The organism is Endozoicomonas sp., assembly GCF_965196975.1.
Classification (GTDB): Bacteria; Pseudomonadota; Gammaproteobacteria; order Pseudomonadales; family Endozoicomonadaceae; genus Endozoicomonas.
Genome location: NZ_OZ239981.1, coordinates 1,686,494 through 1,704,609 on the forward strand (window position 1 = coordinate 1,686,494; position 18,116 = coordinate 1,704,609).

The window sequence follows — 18,116 nt, forward strand, 5'->3', positions numbered from 1 at the left end:
TGTCATTAGTTGCCTATGATATCTACCTGTTTTCATACCACCAGGTGCTTAAATCCAGTGCATAGGGAGCTGGGTTTTTTGGGTACTTCAGCTGCTTTTTATGCACTACCAGCCAGTCGGGTTGGTACCAGAGGGGCAGCACATAGTGATTCCAGAGAATGATTCGATCCATGGCTCTGATAAGCGTCAGCAGTTCTTCGCGAGAGTTTGCCTGAGGTATTTTCGCAGTCAGGCTATCGATGGATTTCAGCTTTATCCCGGCAATATTCCTGGAACCATGCTGATCAACGGTACTAGATCCCCATAGACTGGCTTGTTCTGTACCAGGAGAGGGCGTATGAGGAAAGGTGTACATTACCATATCAAAGTCCTGGTTTCTGACTCTTTCCACATATTGGGCAACGTCTACGGTTCTTATGTTGAGTCTGATTCCCATGCTTTCCAGTGTCTTTTGTACTGGAATAAAGATCCGTTCATCCTCAGAAGAGGACAACAGGATTTCAAGTATGAGTGGTTTACCGTTGCGGTTTGCCAGTTGGTTTTTTTTGATGGTCCAGCCACTCTGCTTTAACAGTGACAGCGCTTTTCTTTTGCGATCTCGACGGGTAATACCCTGTTCATCGCCAGGAGGAAGCCATGCCTGATCCAATGCTTCCTCTGGGATTTCGGTTTTCCATGCAGAGAGCAGTTCTGTTTCCTGTTCTGAGGGTTTTCCAGAAGCCCCCAGTTCTGTCCCGGCAAAAACGCTGTCCGCCCTTTGGTACATACCGTGGAATAAGTGTCGATTGATCCAGTCGAACTCGATGGCATAGCCCAGTGCTTTTCTCACACGGGGGTCTGAGAGCAATTCTCTTCTGGAGTTATAGGTAATGGTTAAGGTCTGGGGGTTATGATTACTTAAAGAAGATCGAACCAATTGATTTTTTTTCAGCGATTCATCACGGAGCTGGTCATGCCAGACACGAGGGTCACTGACGGTCTTGAGATCGTATTCCCCTTTCTGCAGGGCTTCTAAAAGCACGTTGCTGTTTCGATAATATTCATACTGAATACGGTCAAAATTGTGCCTTCCCCGGTTAACTGGCAGATCTTTCCCCCAGTAGTTTTCTACCCTGGCAAACGTTATTGAGCGCCCGGGTTCTATCCTGACCGGTTTATAAGGACCACTGCTGACGGGAATCTCCATACCGGGAGAAGAGAAATCGCGTGTTGCCCAATAGTGTTTGGGAAGAATTGGCATTTGTCCCAGAATCAATGCCAGCTCTCGGTTATTGCTATGTTTGAATACAAAAAGAGCCCTGTCATTGCTCGTGGCTTCTACTCTCTCGACATCCTGATAGAAATGCTTATAAAACGTTGACCCCTTTTCCCTGAGCAGGTCAAAACTGAATTTAACATCATGGGCGGTTACTGGTTTACCATCATGGAATCGAGCCAACGGATTTATATAAAAGGCTGCCCAGGTGTTATCAGGGGCAAGTTCAATTCGTTCAGCAATCAGACCATATTTGGTCAGCGGTTCGTCCCAGGACCTGGCCAACAGCGTGTCATACATCATATGACTACCAGCGGCTGCCGTCCCCCGGTCAATATAAGGGGTGAGACTGTCAAAATGACCTATGACGCCTTGCTTTAGCTCCCCACCCTTAGGTGCATCGGGGTTTACATAATCAAGGTATCGAAAGGTCTCAGAGTATTTAGGTTCACCATAGAGACTGATGGCATGGTGAGATTGGTTTGCTCCACCATTGTCAGGAGAGGCTGCCACCTTACAGCTAATGCCATTGAGTAAGGCACACATTAACAGCGGTGTTAAAGTAAATAATGTAGACCGCATTCTAAGACCTCAAGTTCTGTCTATTAGCGTTATCGACTCACTGTATTGTTTTATTCAGTCCACCATGTATTCAGGCTGAAGCCATAAGGAGGAAAGTGGTCTGGATGTTTCAAGTGCTCCCACCAGGCTATGCGGTGAGTGTTTCCATGCCAGTTCAGTATTCCGTAATGTTGCCATAGTAGAATCCGGTTAAGTGCCGACGTGGCGGTTTCCATGTCATCCTTATCAGACGCGTTAATAATATGCTCAATAATGGCATCAACTGCAGGGTCCTCAAGACCCATCAAACTTCTGCCATCACGATTATTGACACTGCTGGAGTGAAAAAAGTCCATCAGTTCCTCCCCTGGGTGATACCGTAAGGGAAAAATATACTGGGTCATATCAAAATCATGATGTTTCAGTCGTCGATAGTACTGAGTGAGATCCATTTGGCTGAGGACCACTTCAACACCAATGGTTTTCAGGTTTTGTATAAAAGGATGAACGATACGTTCAAACTGAGAGTCTCCGTAATGAATAAAAACCAGCTTCATGGACTCCAGAGTTGTTTTATTCATCAATTTATTTTGCTGCAGCTCCCAGCCAGCCTGGTTGAGTAGCTTTAATGCCCGTTTTTTTAAATGGTTGATGTCGCCATTGCCTTTCGTTTTTGGAAAAGCGAATGGGACTTCAAAAAGTTGTTCTGGCAGTAACTCCGAAAAAGGGACCAGTAATTGGTGCTCACCTTCCGATGGCACAGTCTGTGTGACGTTAGTCACAAAAGGGAAATAGCTTTCTGTTCTGATATAGGCGTTATGAAAAATACCTTTTGAAAGCCAGTCCCAATCAAGCATTAAACTGATCGCCTCTCTGACTCTTCGATCTTTCAGGTACGGCCTCCTGATATTGAAAACATAAGCTCTGGTGCCATTTGACATTTCATTAGGGATGTCTTTCCGGATAACCATTCCCTTTTTTATAGCATCAAAGTTGTACCCGGTAGCCCAGTTCTTAGATTGAACTTCGAAATAGGCATCTACATTCCCACCTTTGAAGGCTTCAAATGCCATGTTCAGATCCCGATAAAACTGGAGTGTAACTCTGTCAAAATTATGTTTTCCCCGATTCACTGGAAGATCCTTGCCCCAGTAATCTTTTACTCTTTCCAGCTCTATTTTTTTACCAGGAATAACTCTGGACACTTTATAAGGGCCACTGGATAGGGGGGCTTTCAGGCTTGTTTTGTGAAAGTTATTCTCCTTCCAATAGTGCTCTGGTAACACCGGCAGTTCTGCAAGATGCAGTGGTAGCGTGATTGGATGTGACTTTTTCAGTTGGAAAATAAGATGGTGTGTGGTGGGAGCGGTCAGGCTGTCTATTTGATGATCGAGTCCAGCGAACCGTCCATAAGGCAGTGATGATAGTAAATTGAATGAAAAAATCACATCAGTGCTGGTAATGGGGTGACCATCATGAAATTTAGCATTTTGATTAAGTTTGAATTCTAAACGGTTCTTTTCTTTTGTATAACGTACCGATTCAGCAATAAGCCCATAGACTGCATCCTGTTCATCTAAGGGCCCATTGAAGCCGGTTGAACCCGCCATCAGGGTTTCATTCAATTCGCTGAAACCATATTTTGGAACAGAAGATACTCTCGAGGGTGCAACCCCTTTTCCGTTGTAAGCATTTAAAGTATCAAAGGTTCCATGAACCGCCAGGTTTAAGTGGCCGTTTTTTGGTGCATTCAAGTTTACATAGTCAAAGGCATAAAAGTCTGGTGGATATTTTGGGTTATCGAAAAGAGTGAGGGCGTGCTGCCAGGAGCTGTCTTCAGATCGTGCAAACAAGCTACCGCACATAACAAGAAAGAAAATGACGATGTTTTTTTGTTGTAAAGAGGTGATCAACGATCGAAACTTTCCAGCAGCTAATCTGTCAGAATAGCAGCTGCTGGAAGAGTCGAACAGGCGCCTAGAGCTTTAGAAATTGCGGGTTACATTGACAAACAGGGTCACCTGCTGGCCAGGATGGATGTATTTCCCATTCATGTCGGTATTCCAGTCACGGATCTGATCAACATTGACATTGAACTTAGAGGCAATTTTGGCCAGAGAGTCACCGGATCGTACTTTGTAATTCACCTTACGCACAATCGCATTTTGTGAACTTTGCTTTTTCCAGACAGCCAGTTTCTGATTGATGCGGAGAGTATCCCTGGGTGACATATTATTCCAGCGTGCCAGCTCATTAACGCCAACGTTATACTTCTGTGCAATTGTCCAGAAACTATCACCAGACTTTACACGATACTCCACTTTATATCGGCCACTTACAGAGCGATTTTGTCTCGCAGCCAGACGTTGGCTTGCACTGAGAGTGTACTCTTCGGACGTTTTTCCAGCGACGGGAATCATCAGGCCCTGTCCAACGCGAATAATGGAGCTGCTTAGTTTGTTGACATCACTCAGAACATTAACGCTGGTTCGGTACTCTTTTGCGATCGTACTCAGGCTATCACCGGCTTCCACTGTATAACGGTGCCAGGTTAAACGCTCTTCAGGAGGTAATGTCGATAATTGAGTACGAAAATGTTCAGCATGAGTCACGGGTACAACCAGGTGATGAGGACCTTCCGGTGGCGTAGACCATCGGTTCAGACCTGGGTTGAGTCGATACAGTTCTTCAAGCTCAACACCTGAGAGTTTCGAAGCCTTGGCCATATCCAGCTGACCGCTGGTATGGACCTTGGCGAAATAAGGTTTATTTGGGATATGGTCCAATTTGACCCCGTGCTTGGCAGGGTTTCGAACAACTTTCCCAAGAGCGATCAGCTTTGGAACATAGGCGGTGGTTTCGCTGGGAAGGTCCAGTGCCCAGAAGCGTGTCGATTTACCCAGCTTTCTGTTTTTTCGAACCGCCCGCTGAACTCGGCCCGGTCCGGAGTTGAAAGCGGCTAATGCAAGCTCCCAGTCACCAAACATATTGTGCAGGCTTTGCATATAGTCCAGAGCTGCACGGGTCGAGTGAACCACATCCCGGCGACCGTCATACCACCAGTTCTGGTCAAGACCGTAATGTTCGCCGGTTTCAGGCATAAACTGCCAGAGCCCTGAAGCACCCGCATGAGAGTAGGCAAAAGGGTCAAAGCTACTTTCGACTATTGGCATCAGAGCCAGTTCCAGGGGAACATTTCTGGCCTCGGCTTCTTTGACGATAAAATACAGATAAGGCTCTGAACGTTTGGAAATCTGACTGAAGTAAGACTTATGGCGTTTATACCAGTCCAGTTCCGCCTGAATGCGAGGGTTGTTCTGATCAAGATCCATTGCAAGACCGGATTGGATCCGAATCCAGAGATTATCGACGACAACTGGGGCTTTTTTTACTGGAGTCTGCTTCGACGTATCTTCGTGAATGGTTTCGACAGAAGGTTTTGTGACTTTTTTTTCTGTTGCTGATGTCGAAGGTGAAGACGGTGAGCTCACCAGCTGACAACCAGTCAGAAGCAGGGAAAATGCCAGAGTAGGGAAGGTTTTTCTGGGCATAATGGGGCCAAAGAAAGTAAAACTCTGGCCTTTAAAGTAGGGGGCTTTGGTCATATATCTGGTTCTGAGTGTTATCAGCTCATTATTTTACCACTATCAAAAATTATCCTTCCATGCTCGGATTACCCTTAGAACATCAACGGGGCTGGCATTTGAGGAAGAGTCCCTGTTAGAGGCCGCTTGAATGACTTCTGGTTGATTTGACCTTAAGAACGGGTTAGTAGCCAGTTCCTGTTCTATGGTTGATGGTACCGTAGGAAGGTTTTCAGCACGAAATGCTCTTACCTGTTGAATTTGTTTCTGTAGCATCTGGTTATGAGGTTCTACTGCCTGTGCAAATTGCAGATTGGCTTGCGTGTACTCATGAGCACAGTAAATAGCGGTGTTACCAGGGAGTTCAGCCAGGCGGGACAGGCTTTGAAACATTTGCTCTGCAGTTCCTTCAAAGAGACGCCCACAGCCACCCACAAAAAGGGTATCACCGCAAAAGAGAGCTGGGTTTCCACTTTCACCTGACTCAGTAAAGTAAGCTATATGATCCAGTGTATGGCCAGGGGTTGTCATTATGCGAAACTGACAACCGCTGAGCTCAATTGTATCATTATCTCTCACGGTGTGCGTTATACCTGCAATGTTTTCGTTGTCAGGGCCATATACAGGAATGTTTCTGCCTTTTGTTAATACGTTGATCCCACCGGTATGGTCAACGTGGTGGTGAGTGATGAGAATACCGGCCAGGCTGAGTTTATAATGCTTTAAAGCCTCTTCAACGGGGGTTGGATCACCCGGATCAACCACGAAAACATCCCGACTGTCTGGTGCATGAAACATCCAGATATAGTTGTCATCAAATGCGGATATGGGAGATATCGTCAGCATTGCCTTACAATGTCCTTTCTATCATCCCTGTGATCATCATTGACTCAGTCGGCACAGGGAAGGTCAGTTATGAGCCAGCATAGGCTAAATGAAGATGTTATAGCCGACACCCGCTGATGTCATAGAATAATTTTTTCTGTATGAACTCGACGATAAGGAGGTTAACATGAACATGCCCGATTATGAAAAGTGCCTGAGGGTATGTAGATCAGGTATGTAACACGCATTGACTGTTTATTGGTACGATAATTTGCATGCATCGACGATTCAGGAAAAGGACCAAAAGCAGTCTCTCTGACCGGATTGGGGACTTGCGTCAGTGGTTGGAGACCGACTCAGGAAAATTACTGGTCGAGTATGAAAAGAGCCTTCTGGAACGGGAGCTTAGTACAATATTTGGTTTCCATGCTGGACAATACTCGGCGTCCTGGCATAAAGACCTTATGTTCAGCAGTCCGGTGAGAAGGCAGTTTATCCTGGGTTGCAGCTATCTTTCTGACTGCCCGAGACCTCAGGTCACGGCTGATCCTCATTACTGGCCAATTTCTCCGGGCAGTCTGGACCTGGTTTTGCTGCAGCATACTCTGGAGATTGCGGACAGCCCACACCGTTTACTGAGTGAAGCGGCGAATACCATTATTCCGGATGGTAAACTGGTGATTATAGGCTTCAACCCCTTTAGTCTAACTAATATCGTACGGTTCTGTGTGCCCAGTCAGCGCCGTTTGCTAAGTGATGCCCATTTTATATCGCCTTCCAGGTTGAAAGACTGGCTTGCTTTGTTGAACTTCAATGTTGAAAGAGTGGTATATGGTGGTTATGTTCACCCACTGAAGCGATTTTTTACCGGGTTGAGGGGCGACCTTATTGAAGAGCGGCTTGGGCAGCTTCAGATACCGGTTGGTGGTTTTTACATGATGATTGCTACCCGTGAAACCCCAGGGCTGACACCGGTAAGAAAGGTGTGGTCTGATGTGCGCAGGCGTTTTGTCGGTCAACCATTGACCCGCCCCAGTGCTGGTAGAACCAGCACCGTGAAAGTAAACAGAGACTGGAGTTCTTTTGAGTCAGACAGTTGAAATTTTTACCGATGGGGCCTGTAAAGGTAACCCCGGGCCTGGTGGCTGGGGGGTTTTACTCCGTTACGGTAACGTAGAGAAAGAGCTTTTTGGCGGTGAACCTGAAACCACGAATAACCGGATGGAACTGATGGCTGCGATTGAAGGGCTCAAGGCTTTGAAGCGGTCCTGCTCCATTATTCTTACCACCGATTCCCAGTATGTCCGAAAGGGTATCACGGAATGGATGACAGGCTGGAAACGGAAAAACTGGAAAACCGCTGCTGGTAAGCCGGTCAAGAATCAGGATCTCTGGCAACTGCTGGACGAACAGAGTCAGCGTCATGATATCGATTGGCGTTGGATTAAAGGTCATGCTGGCCATCGTGAAAATGAAATTGCTGACCAGCTGGCCTGTAAGGGAGCGGAAGCATTCAAAAAATAGACTTCCTCTCTGGTAAAGATTTGAGAACAGCTAACCCATGCGACAGATAATTCTTGATACAGAAACCACCGGTATTGACCCTAAGCAGGGGCACCGAGTCATTGAAATCGGCTGTGTGGAGATGATTGACCGGAAGTTGACCGGTAATCACTACCATGTGTATATCAATCCACAGCGAGTCGTAGAGCAGGAAGCCATTGAGGTACATGGTATTACCAATGAGTTTCTGGTAGATAAACCGGTGTTCAGTGCCATTGCCGATGAGTTTCTCGAGTATATCCGCGGAGCTGAACTGGTGATTCACAATGCGGCGTTCGATGTGGGCTTTATCAATCATGAGTTTTCGTTGTTACGCCGTGGTTTCCCTAACGTAGATGACTGTTGCGGTGTGCTTGATACTCTGGCGCTTGCCAGGAAAAAGCACCCTGGGCAGAAGAACAATCTGGACGCTTTATGTAAGCGGTACTTTATTGATAATTCCTCCCGAACCCTGCATGGCGCGCTGTTAGACTCAGAGATTCTGGCTGAAGTCTACCTTGCCATGACCGGTGGGCAGACTGCACTTTCGCTGGGAAGCAGTGATGATGGTGCCGGCGATTCGGAAGAGGGCGGTAGCACTATCCGGCGACTGGCTGCTGGCCGGCCGGCACTTCGGGTCATCTCTGCCAGTGATAGTGAGTTGCAGAATCATCAAAACAAGCTGGAACAGATTCAAAAGCAGTCTGGCAATTGTCTGTGGCTTTCTAACGACTAGTCCCACTTCAGATAATTCTACCCTGCAATATATGGAACGGAATCAAGGAGTCAGCTTTGCAGCTGGATCATGATCATACTGGTGTATTCAACGTGAACTATTTGCCATTGCAAGGCCTGAAAACGGAACTGAGTGCTGAGTGCTGGCTGGTGCTGTTTGAAGGGCAGGTTGTTCTTAATGACGAAGGCTCTGGAGAAAATTTCCTCTGGTACCGTCTTGAAAAGTTTCAGTCGGTGATAAAACAAGATGAGATAGTCACGGGTTATTTTCATGGAAAGGCAGTTGGAGTGGTTGAACTCACAACTCTGCCGCTGGAAGCTGATACTGTCAGTTTCAGGTCATTACTGTCCGTGTCAGACTCAACAACGTATAGCTTTATTAGTCATGGCCTGCAGATCCTGACATCACGCAGTGAGCATGCCTTTTGTGGCTGTTGTGGCCATCAGACGCGGGAAAAGGAGGGGGAGTGGGCGATGGTTTGCCCTGAATGCGGACACCATGCTTACCCCAGAATCTCTCCCTGTGTCATTGTCCTGGTGACGCGGGGAGATAAAATGCTTCTGGTTCGACATCATCGCCATGGTAAAGAATCAACCATGCATACGCTGGTGGCGGGTTTTATTGAGCCTGGTGAGAGTGCTGAAGATGCCGTTCATCGAGAGGTATTTGAAGAAACGGGTCTTAGGTTGGGAAAACTCCATTACTGTTTCAGTCAGAGCTGGCCATTTCCTCACTCATTGATGATGGGATTTCATGCGGAATATAAAAGTGGTGAGCTTATCCTTGAAGAGGAAGAGCTCTGTTTTGGTGGCTGGTTCCATCGAGATAACCCGCCAGACCTGCCACCGGAATTTACCATCGCCAGCAAGCTGGTGGATGTTTTTATGTGATATTATCCAATCATATTTATTAATCAATAATACATTATCTCAAAATCCTGCAAACAGGTTGTTCATGAAGGATTAACCTGACTTCTGGCGGATAAATAAAACAAAAAGGAGGAGATTAAATGAAGCACACAGGAAGTTGTCATTGTAAAGCGATCAGCTTTGAGTTTGAGGGGCCGGAAATTGACTCAGGGCTCAGGTGCAACTGCTCGATCTGTGTTCGCAAAGGTGCCGTCATGACGGCATTTATAGTAGATCCAGACGAGATGTACATTGACGATAAACAGGGCTTACTTGGACACTATGAATTTGGCAGTGGAGTTGCCAGACATTACTTTTGCCGTGCCTGTGGAATCTATCCTTTTCACCAGACACTGCGTAAGAAAGATCACTACCGAATCAATATTGGCTGCCTGGAAAACATCGATTCGTTATCAATACCGTATGAAGTTTTTGATGGTGCTTCGCTATAAAATCAGCTGATCAATATTGAAACTTACCACTTCCCCGATTTGCTGCCTAATGAGTTCAGGCTCAGGTTGCCATCGGATACCTGGCCCCCCTGGGGCGTGGCAATCAAGACAAACCCATCAGTACAGGCGAATGCATCACCAGCATTGCCACAGGCAGCGCTGATGGAATACCAGCCATCCTCAGAAATATAGGGGTTCGCATTCAGGCCTAGGTTGGTTAAATCAGAAGTGTATTGATGGTTATCCAGGAAAAACTGCTCCTGTCTTCCAGCAATGTCCAGTAGTGCCGACTGACCTTCGGCCCGTCGACCATTCTGCATATAACTCTGGTAGCTTGGTAGTGCAATCGAGGCCAGAATACCGACAATAACCACCGCAATCATCAGTTCGATAAGCGTAAAACCTGAAGCGTTTCCCATGATATTGTACTCCTGTTGTCTTGTTATTGTTCGATCCAGCCACTGCGATGAATACCGACTTCGTTAGTAGCACCGCTATATCCGGTATTCAAATCGATCAGGTTACTGCCTTCACCAAGAGAGACGATGGTGGCATCACCCGGTGTACCAACGACAGAAAGCAGTGAAAAGCGGTCATCAGCCTGTTTGTCACTATCGCCATCAACGTCACGTATGGCTGATGCAGTATGCAAATCTAAAACATAGAAACGACTGGATCCAACACTGGGAGTACATATATTCGCGCCAGGTGCGGATGATGGGGAATAGGTGCTATAGAGCAGCTGGCCGCTGTATACATCACCCGTTGTTGTGGTTTTTTCGCCTGAAGCAGAAAGGTTTATATACCAGCCACTTTTCGTGTCCAGCAATGACATACCCGTAGCTTTTTCCTGATCAGTACCCTGTTGAATCAAGTTGCTACTGGCATTGTATAGGCTGTTATGAGAAATCACATTGGGTGATGTTGTGCAGTCATTACAAGTTCCAAAGCGGGTATAGAAAATATTGGTATCCCTGATTACGTAGTAACGGTCAGTATTTGTTGTTGCCATTGGGTTGGCTCTGTTACCACTACCCAGTACCACTGCATCATATGAAGTTCCTCTGTGCGTGGTTCTGACCAGTTCCGGTTGGTACATAAAGCGCCGATCACTGCTCACATCAGGTGAAGGCCGAACATCGGTTTCATCTGCCCCCAGTTCCGCCAATTTTATCATCGACCATATTGGGCTTTCTGCATTGGGTGCATTCGCATCCAGATAACCCTTGCCAATGTCAATCCTGAAAACATTGCCGCCGGTATCGGAAAAATAAACCCGATCAGTCAAGCCATCCCCATTACTGTCCATGGGGGCAGGTGATGAGACAACGCTCCATTTGAGAAGGCTGCTTTCGAACTGCACTGGATTTGCCGTTGAGATATCATCCGGTGCAGTAAATGATTTAACGAGTGCTCCTGTTGCCGCATCGACAAAAAATAACCCTCGTCCTTTTTGAGAATACTTTCTGACGGTATGCGTATCACCATTGGCATCGGTGAAAGCTTCACCATTGCGATCATCATCATTTGTACTGTCATAGCCTGCACCAAATGCCAACACATACTTGTAATTAATGGTGTTTGTTGTAATGCCTGACTCTGTTGTTGAAATAACTTCACGATGACCCGGAATAATCATAGGTACTGGAGTGGACCAGCTTTGCCCCAGTTCTGAATATCCAGCAGTTTGATTATCAATACGCCAGAGCAGGGTGGGGGCACCGTCCGGATTGGATACATCAATGGCGTAATAACTGCTGCCTCCCCTACGCATACCAAAATAGAGAATCATCCGGTCCCCATCGGCATGCTTGATATTGCCATCATTATTGTAATCAAGTCGTATCACACTGACCTGGCCGTCAAGTCCATAGGGGTGGCCAACGTCATCACGGTTCTCATAGAGCTTTGGAATGTTGCTTGCTGTTTCACCCGCAAAGAAGGACCAGTTTTCAATAACAGAATTACCCTGGTCTTCTATAAAATGAAGCATTCCGTAGTTTGTGCCAAAAACCAGACGTAAATTTGGGTTGGTGTCATTGTATTCAGTACCGGTTCCGTCAGTATCTCCATAATTCAAAGTAACGGGTCTGGAATGAAGAATATCCCCCAGCACCCAGCTGAGTGTATTACCATCATTATCGAGCCCCTTGACCCAGTTAATCAGGTTTGCAGTGGTATAGTTTGCGGTATCATTAATACCAAATCTTGAAACATCAATATTGTCCACCGAACCCAGATATTCAATGCCTGAGTTGTTAACAAGGTTTGTTTAGAAAGTCCCACGGGCATTTAACAGTGCCGCACCCAGTCCACCGCTGCCGACTTCACTGCCATCATTTATGGTATTCCAGTAGGTGCTGCGGCCATCGGCAATACGATTGCTGCCATCGTCTAATGCTGGGTCACATCCACGATCAACCACTATACCCGGTGTATGAATATCAAGGGCAGTACAGCCAGGTGTTGAGTCTCCTTTATATATCTTCAGCTTCTTGAGGTTACCCGTCCAGCGGGATGACTCAGAGGGGAGGAACATTGCGTAGTAAGCGTTATCCAGTGATTCCGTTCTTTTGAAACTGTTTACGGCAACGGCAGGAGATACAAAAGTACTGGTTTGTTGCAGAATTTCTCCAAGTGCTCCCTGGAATGCTGCCGCAATATCATTAACGACAACACAGCCGGTTGTTGAGTCTGTATTGGTTCCAACAGTTGTATAACAGACACCATTTCCCTTATCTGCGGTATCTCTCAATAATTGCTGGTCTGTCGCAAAGCCAATGGTGTAAGTGAACGCCTTCTGGTTTCCAGTGGATGAATCATTATCAAGCCCGCCGCTTCCCGGGTTGGCTAAATATTCAGCCAGCTTTGGTAGGCAGTTCTCACTCATTTCACCGCTATTATCTTCGTAATCATCGCATGCAGTAATTCGTGTAGTGCCGCCAACTTTTAAATTCGTGTCAGATTTTATTGTGCTGTTGACACTGGATTCTGAGCTAGGCTCACCATCTGTGACATAGATGATATAAAGGTTTTGACATGGCTTTACTAAAGGAACATCGCCATACTCATCCGTAGTTTTGTATTGACTCCCAATCTGACTTTCAACACTTGTGTCACGACTACTGGTGTATTGTGCTCTGTATAAATTTCTCCCAGTAAAGAAATTGAGAACTTCATAGTAGGCACCACATAAGGGTGTGCCACCATCAGGGGTCAGATTGCTTAAATCATTAACAATTGTACTGCCATTTTCTGAGATACTATGACGTATATATCCGCCATAGCCGCTATAGTCACCATCAATAAAAGCTGCTAATCCAAAGTCCACATTCTGATTGTCATTGATCAGCTGTGTGATGGACTCTCTCGCAAGAGTAATTCGCCTGGGTGCATCCTCTTCAAACCAGTTTAAATAGTTGCCGATACATTCGACTCGTTTTCTATTTTTACCATTAATCTCTACCCATATGGTATTACAGGGGCTTCCTTCTGTAACAAGGTCACTGTCAAACTTGACAATATGAATACCATTGCTGGTGTAATCGCCGCTATAAATGGTATTTGCATCGTAGTCTGCTTTTGGGGCATCCCAACCCATACTTCCAGAAGTGTCCAGGATGATCATCACCTGAGGTCGGGCGTTATTATTGATATTTGCACCGGTAAACAGCTCGGTATCATCAGACAGACCAGTCAGTGAGAATAGAAAAAGAGCAGAAAGCACTGCTATTCTTTTTAAACTTTTGAAAGTCACTTTAGCTCATACCTTACGACTAAATTTTATTCTTTTTATGCCCAATATGGTGGCATAAGACCAATTCCTAGCTGCCATGCAGTCTAGGGGCTGGCAGATAACGGTGTACTGCCTATGACCACATTCTGGTCGCCGTGAGCTGAACCTCCCTGCTCACCTAACATCACTTTATAGGTGTTCATGGCCAGCGAGGTTGTTATGCCTGACTGCGCACTGTCCGTTTGAATCTGATAAAACTCAACACTGTATTTACCAACTCCACTGGCATTTTCACTGCGGGGTACCGTCTGACTGGATGCCTGATAATGGATACTTGGACTGGGTGCTGCATTATTAGCACCACAGGTATGGGCCGTCTGCTGAGCCTGTGTCAGTGAACTGTCTGGATCGATTGGGTTATAGGGAGCGTGTTCTGCGCCACAGACTCCCCGGTCAAATTCGGACATATCCATAACAGCAATCTGGTTGAGCGTTGCCTGCGCCTGATTAAACGTGATCAGTTTTATTTCCGCATTGGCTATCATGCGTGGTGATCTACTGGATTGGTTCACCAGTGTGACAGCAATCGTGGTCAGCATCATGAGAAACAACAGTGATACCATCAGAATCATGCCGCTCTGTTGTGATTTGAACTGTTTCATCTCTGGTCACCGATAGGCATGGTTGTATAGATAGATGGTGGTACTGGCTAAACGACGATGACGATTATCACCATCGGGCTGAACGGTAATATCACCCATCTGGTAGGTGCGATGGTCCTCATAATTATTGACCTGATCCGTTGTGGTCAGCAGGTAGAGCTTAATGCTCTGTACTTCATTCCATTGCTGTTCAGTCCAGGTGTTTGTGTTAGCTGGTGTTCCCTGATAACGATTAATCTGGCCATCGCCGTCATCATCAATGCCCAAAAATACCCGCATGGCTTCAATGTTGTTGGCGAGTGTGGTTTCGACCAGTGCGTCATTGGCCAGACGGGTCAGTTTTAACTGATTATCCCGAAGATAAAACAGGCTGAACTGGTATTCACGGACCTCCTGATCGTCAGAAATCAATGGGGCTGTGGCTGAACGAAAAAGACGGCCTTCCTGGGTATTGGCGACTAGATAGTTAGTGTTTGTCAGAGGAGTGTTCACCACTTCGCCGACGGCTCCCCTGAAAAGTAGCCAGTCAGAAGGCAAGCCATCTGCAGCCGTATAGTTACCGGTCTGACCTGCAGCACATCCGAAAATATCGTTACTGGCTCGGCCAGCCATAAATGCGGGGGAAGGGGTTAGTGCAGCAGCAATTCCGCTGCAATCATCAGTAACCGTCAGACCATTTTGGCTGATGCTTCCTGGAGGTAAGCCATTGTTATACCCGGCAGACCGGAGATCACGTGAAATGATCGTCAATGCAGTGCGGGCATTATCATTCAGAGTAATCATTGCGCTGCTGTCACGCTGAGTAGTCAATGTGTTCAGATAGAGAACGGCCACACCCGCAAGCAGAAATAACGACAGGGTGACAGCGACCATCAGTTCAACCAGGGTAAACCCCTGTTGTCTATTATGACTGGTGATAACCCATGAGATTTTTATCATGACTTTCCTCACATCCATGTACTGCACTTAGCTGATGGTGGTTTCTATCACCATGACCCGGCGAAGATCATTATCCACTGTTGATCGATAGTCAGCGTCTCCGCAGGTAACCGCTGCCCGCGTATCGGGGCGGGTAAATTTTCCCCGCCACACGATGGTCAGGGTTACGTCGGTATTATTGATGTTGATGCATGCCAGTGGTGAAATGAGGCCGCCTGCATTGGTATTTGCAGCAGTCTGTACCTCATTACCGTAGAGGGCAGAGCCCCATTGCCAGAGGTCAAAGGCGGCTGTTTGCGCTGGTGTGCAGTTAGCGTTTGCAGCGTTACACAGTGTTCCCGGTTGAGCTGGGGCGGCAGAAATAGTGCCATTGTAGCTGGCCAGTCCTGAATTATTGGCATGAATCCGGGCTAAGAGATCCTCAGCCAGTTGTAAGGCAATGGACCGCTGTTGTACTTCGACAATATTCTTTCTGGATTCGACGACCAGGCCAGCTATCCCTAAGTCCCACTGATATGATGATCATGGCCACCAGCACTTCAATCATGGTAAAGCCGTTATTTCTACTCATGATTCATTCCCTGCATATTGTTGGTATCCGCCATACCTGGCCCTGAACTTACTGGATGAACAGTGATGTAGCACCACCGCTATCAATATTTACTGTTGCGGTATGAGACGCATCCGTATTACTGACAGAAACATTGGCACCGGTGAAAAGCCCCCGTGCATCAAAGCTGAACTGGGTTGCCGTTGACGTGATGGCGCTACCGGAAAGGGGGGGGAGTTGAAGGATGATGGTACCATTTGCGGTTACCGTACCATTACTTCCCGCCCAGCCATTATCGGGTGAAATTACGACATCCGTACCACGAGTGATTGCTTCTGAGCGGGCAAATGCCAGAATGCTCTGAATTTCTTCGGCCTGACTGCGAACCTGGTTGTTGGCAATACTCTGGGTAAGAGAAGGGTAAGCAATAGCCGACAGTATACCCAGCACTGCGAGGGTAATGATCAATTCAACCAGAGTAAAGCCACCCGATTTTTCAAGTGCGCGTTCTCTTATCTTTTCATCCATGGTGTTTTTATTGTTATTAAAAGTCAGGGATTGTATATCTTTTCCCGTTTGAGTTCTCACTTCATTCGAGATAAACGGTCGCTATTTACGGATAAGTGGCAATGTAGTATCTGGATGTGAGATAGGTATCACACTTATGCGGAGTGCTAGATGGTAAAAAACCAGCCTGAGGAGTGTTAGGGCTGGCCTTTATGGGATGAGTTTTTCTTAAGACGATATTTCAGTAAATAGTCGTCTATCAGTTCGGGAAAAGGGCATTAAGCTTGGTCGCTAACATCATGTTGCCTTCAGCGCGCAGTTTACCCATCATAAATGCCTGCATGCCATCCATTTCGCCAGACATCACGCCGACCATGGTTTCACTGTCCATGATCAGTGTTACGCTTGGGTCGTCATGGACGCCAGCAACGATATCGAAGTTGCCATCTTTAATAACCAGGTGGTAGGTATCAGCATCTTCAATATCAAATTGGAAAACTTCATCAAGGCCAGCAGCTGCATCTGCATTAAAGCGGGTTTTCATGGACTCAATGATTTCGGCAACAGTGCTCATAGTTTCTTTATCCTTTTTCTTAGCGTTAAGCATTTCTGGCTTCTACAAAAAGAAGGTTATGGGTATTGGCCGAATGTGTCAATGAAATTCAAACGCTTGTATGAATCTCGCATCAAAACTATTGGCTGTTCAATCATTTTTTATAGTCCCCGGCAATGATAAATCAGTTATGCTATAGACAATTTTGATATTGACCCTACAAGCCTTTCTGAGGAGGTCCCTTTGGAGTATCTGGCAGACTTTATTTTGTTTCTGGCCAAAACTGTCACCCTGATTGGTGGTGTGGCAATTTTAGTGGCTCTGGTGACAGCAATTGGCCAGAAAGCCAAGAAAATGCACAAGGGGCATCTTGAGATTACCCGACTTAACGAACACTACGAGCATCTTCAGAATGACTTGAAGCATGCGTTATTAGATAAAGACCAATTAAAAAAAGAAGCCAAGGAAGAAAAAGAAAAGGCAAAACGTGAGAAAAAGGCTAAAAAGCACAAAGAGGTTGAGGAAGTAATCAAAGCCAGGGTTTTCGTACTTGACTTTAATGGCGATATTAAAGCATCAGCCGTTAAGTCACTGCGTGAAGAGATCACGGCGGTTCTTTCTCTTGCGGATAAAGAGCGGGATGAAGTGGTTATCCGGCTGGAAAGTGGTGGCGGGCTGGTGCATTCCTATGGCTTGGCTGCATCCCAGCTTAAGCGAATCCGTGATAAGGGGATTAAGTTGACGGTCACCGTTGATAAAGTTGCTGCCAGTGGTGGCTATATGATGGCCTGTGTTGCCAATCATATCGTTGCAGCTCCTTTTGCGGTACTGGGCTCTATTGGTGTCATGGCGCAGTTGCCCAATGTACACCGTCTTTTGAAAAAACATGATGTTGACATTGAGTTACACACGGCAGGTGAATTCAAACGGACTCTCACGGTTCTCGGTGAAAATACAGAAAAAGGACGCCAGAAATTTATCCAGGATATGGAAGATACTCACCTGCTGTTTAAAGACTTTGTGAAGGCGGAGCGAGAAGTGGTTGATATTGATCAGGTTTCAACGGGTGAAATCTGGTATGGCCAGAAGGCTATGACCTTGAACCTGATTGATGAAATCAGCACCAGTGATGAGTACATCTACCGAAAGGTCGATGAGGCTGACCTGGTTCAGATTGAGTATGTGATGAAAAAAGGGGTTGCCGATAAACTGGGCCTGGCTGCTGAGTCAGCACTGGATAACACCCTGATGAAGTGGTGGGGGAGATTTAACACCAGTCGTTTCTTTTCCTGATGAACAGAAAGCC

At 46.4% G+C, this 18,116-nt stretch carries 19 protein-coding genes; 6 read left to right on the top strand and 13 right to left on the bottom strand.

What is annotated here, in order from left to right:
* Window positions 1-22 precede the first annotated feature (22 nt).
* The 4 genes from ACOCLE_RS07285 to gloB form a co-directional block, all read right to left on the bottom strand.
* On the bottom strand, window positions 23-1,837 hold the full coding sequence (locus tag ACOCLE_RS07285) for an extracellular solute-binding protein (protein WP_419536142.1): 1,815 nt from the start codon (window positions 1,835-1,837) through the stop codon (window positions 23-25).
* 50 nt (window positions 1,838-1,887) lie between these two features.
* Window positions 1,888-3,729, bottom strand: a complete 1,842-nt coding sequence (locus ACOCLE_RS07290) for an extracellular solute-binding protein (RefSeq protein WP_419536143.1) — start codon at window positions 3,727-3,729, stop codon at window positions 1,888-1,890.
* Between the two features lie 72 nt (window positions 3,730-3,801).
* Complete coding sequence (locus ACOCLE_RS07295) at window positions 3,802-5,421, bottom strand: LysM peptidoglycan-binding domain-containing protein (protein WP_419536144.1); 1,620 nt, start codon at window positions 5,419-5,421, stop codon at window positions 3,802-3,804.
* A 42-nt stretch (window positions 5,422-5,463) separates the two neighbouring features.
* Window positions 5,464-6,246: a hydroxyacylglutathione hydrolase gene (gloB, locus tag ACOCLE_RS07300; protein WP_419536145.1), complete on the bottom strand. Its 783-nt coding sequence runs from the start codon at window positions 6,244-6,246 to the stop codon at window positions 5,464-5,466.
* Window positions 6,247-6,557: 311 nt separating this feature from the next.
* Here gloB and ACOCLE_RS07305 point away from each other — a divergent pair, with 311 nt between their 5' ends.
* The 5 genes from ACOCLE_RS07305 to ACOCLE_RS07325 all read left to right on the top strand — a co-directional run bounded on the left by ACOCLE_RS07305 (window position 6,558) and on the right by ACOCLE_RS07325 (window position 9,863).
* The gene (locus tag ACOCLE_RS07305) at window positions 6,558-7,325 is read left to right on the top strand and encodes a methyltransferase domain-containing protein (protein ID WP_419536146.1); all 768 of its coding nucleotides are present in this window, start codon (window positions 6,558-6,560) and stop codon (window positions 7,323-7,325) included.
* Window positions 7,309-7,749, top strand: a complete 441-nt coding sequence (gene rnhA / locus ACOCLE_RS07310) for a ribonuclease HI (protein ID WP_419536147.1) — start codon at window positions 7,309-7,311, stop codon at window positions 7,747-7,749. The genes ACOCLE_RS07305 and rnhA overlap by 17 nt, the downstream gene beginning before the upstream one ends.
* Before the next feature lie 37 nt (window positions 7,750-7,786).
* Entirely contained in the window at window positions 7,787-8,503 is a 717-nt protein-coding gene (gene dnaQ / locus ACOCLE_RS07315; protein ID WP_419536148.1) for a DNA polymerase III subunit epsilon, read from the top strand.
* 56 nt (window positions 8,504-8,559) lie between these two features.
* The gene (gene nudC, locus ACOCLE_RS07320) at window positions 8,560-9,393 is read left to right on the top strand and encodes an NAD(+) diphosphatase (RefSeq protein WP_419536149.1); all 834 of its coding nucleotides are present in this window, start codon (window positions 8,560-8,562) and stop codon (window positions 9,391-9,393) included.
* A gap of 119 nt (window positions 9,394-9,512) precedes the next feature.
* A complete protein-coding gene (locus ACOCLE_RS07325) occupies window positions 9,513-9,863 on the top strand; it encodes a GFA family protein (RefSeq protein ID WP_419536150.1) in 351 nt (116 codons plus the stop codon).
* A gap of 23 nt (window positions 9,864-9,886) precedes the next feature.
* On the opposite strand, the gene ACOCLE_RS07330 is transcribed toward ACOCLE_RS07325, so the two are convergent.
* From ACOCLE_RS07330 to ACOCLE_RS07370, 9 genes are all read right to left on the bottom strand, one after another.
* Window positions 9,887-10,282 carry a type IV pilin protein gene (locus ACOCLE_RS07330; protein WP_419536151.1) on the bottom strand — a complete coding sequence of 132 codons (396 nt, stop codon included), beginning with the start codon at window positions 10,280-10,282 and terminating at the stop codon, window positions 9,887-9,889.
* A 23-nt stretch (window positions 10,283-10,305) separates the two neighbouring features.
* Entirely contained in the window at window positions 10,306-12,093 is a 1,788-nt protein-coding gene (locus tag ACOCLE_RS07335; protein WP_419536152.1) for a pilus assembly protein, read from the bottom strand.
* Window positions 12,094-12,135: 42 nt separating this feature from the next.
* Window positions 12,136-13,494: a hypothetical protein gene (locus tag ACOCLE_RS07340; protein WP_419536153.1), complete on the bottom strand. Its 1,359-nt coding sequence runs from the start codon at window positions 13,492-13,494 to the stop codon at window positions 12,136-12,138.
* 209 nt (window positions 13,495-13,703) lie between these two features.
* Window positions 13,704-14,261 carry a pilus assembly PilX family protein gene (locus ACOCLE_RS07345; protein ID WP_419536154.1) on the bottom strand — a complete coding sequence of 186 codons (558 nt, stop codon included), beginning with the start codon at window positions 14,259-14,261 and terminating at the stop codon, window positions 13,704-13,706.
* Between the two features lie 6 nt (window positions 14,262-14,267).
* Window positions 14,268-15,200, bottom strand: a complete 933-nt coding sequence (locus ACOCLE_RS07350) for a PilW family protein (RefSeq protein WP_419536155.1) — start codon at window positions 15,198-15,200, stop codon at window positions 14,268-14,270.
* A 27-nt stretch (window positions 15,201-15,227) separates the two neighbouring features.
* Window positions 15,228-15,689 (bottom strand): type IV pilus modification PilV family protein, encoded by a 462-nt coding sequence (locus ACOCLE_RS07355; protein ID WP_419537172.1) that lies wholly within the window; start codon window positions 15,687-15,689, stop codon window positions 15,228-15,230.
* Entirely contained in the window at window positions 15,622-15,771 is a 150-nt protein-coding gene (locus ACOCLE_RS07360) for a type IV pilus modification PilV family protein (RefSeq protein WP_419536156.1), read from the bottom strand. The genes ACOCLE_RS07355 and ACOCLE_RS07360 overlap by 68 nt, the downstream gene beginning before the upstream one ends.
* A 48-nt stretch (window positions 15,772-15,819) precedes the next feature.
* Entirely contained in the window at window positions 15,820-16,278 is a 459-nt protein-coding gene (locus tag ACOCLE_RS07365) for a GspH/FimT family pseudopilin (protein ID WP_419536157.1), read from the bottom strand.
* Between the two features lie 238 nt (window positions 16,279-16,516).
* Window positions 16,517-16,831 (bottom strand): SCP2 sterol-binding domain-containing protein, encoded by a 315-nt coding sequence (locus tag ACOCLE_RS07370; RefSeq protein WP_020583502.1) that lies wholly within the window; start codon window positions 16,829-16,831, stop codon window positions 16,517-16,519.
* A 222-nt stretch (window positions 16,832-17,053) separates the two neighbouring features.
* On the opposite strand from ACOCLE_RS07370, the gene sohB reads away from it, so the two are divergent.
* Window positions 17,054-18,103 carry a protease SohB gene (gene sohB / locus ACOCLE_RS07375; RefSeq protein WP_419536158.1) on the top strand — a complete coding sequence of 350 codons (1,050 nt, stop codon included), beginning with the start codon at window positions 17,054-17,056 and terminating at the stop codon, window positions 18,101-18,103.
* The last annotated feature ends 13 nt before the right edge of the window (window positions 18,104-18,116 follow it).

What these genes read in the sequence shown, in the direction of transcription:
- ACOCLE_RS07285 (WP_419536142.1), bottom strand. Translation starts at nt 1,837, where the DNA reads ATGCGGTCTACATTATTTACTTTAACACCGCTGTTAATGTGTGCCTTA.
- ACOCLE_RS07295 (WP_419536144.1), bottom strand. Translation starts at nt 5,421, where the DNA reads ATGACCAAAGCCCCCTACTTTAAAGGCCAGAGTTTTACTTTCTTTGGC.
- gloB (WP_419536145.1), bottom strand. Translation starts at nt 6,246, where the DNA reads ATGCTGACGATATCTCCCATATCCGCATTTGATGACAACTATATCTGG.
- dnaQ (WP_419536148.1), top strand. Translation starts at nt 7,787, where the DNA reads ATGCGACAGATAATTCTTGATACAGAAACCACCGGTATTGACCCTAAG.
- ACOCLE_RS07325 (WP_419536150.1), top strand. Translation starts at nt 9,513, where the DNA reads ATGAAGCACACAGGAAGTTGTCATTGTAAAGCGATCAGCTTTGAGTTT.
- ACOCLE_RS07330 (WP_419536151.1), bottom strand. Translation starts at nt 10,282, where the DNA reads ATGGGAAACGCTTCAGGTTTTACGCTTATCGAACTGATGATTGCGGTG.
- ACOCLE_RS07345 (WP_419536154.1), bottom strand. Translation starts at nt 14,261, where the DNA reads ATGAAACAGTTCAAATCACAACAGAGCGGCATGATTCTGATGGTATCA.
- ACOCLE_RS07350 (WP_419536155.1), bottom strand. Translation starts at nt 15,200, where the DNA reads ATGATAAAAATCTCATGGGTTATCACCAGTCATAATAGACAACAGGGG.
- ACOCLE_RS07360 (WP_419536156.1), bottom strand. Translation starts at nt 15,771, where the DNA reads ATGAGTAGAAATAACGGCTTTACCATGATTGAAGTGCTGGTGGCCATG.
- ACOCLE_RS07365 (WP_419536157.1), bottom strand. Translation starts at nt 16,278, where the DNA reads ATGGATGAAAAGATAAGAGAACGCGCACTTGAAAAATCGGGTGGCTTT.
- ACOCLE_RS07370 (WP_020583502.1), bottom strand. Translation starts at nt 16,831, where the DNA reads ATGAGCACTGTTGCCGAAATCATTGAGTCCATGAAAACCCGCTTTAAT.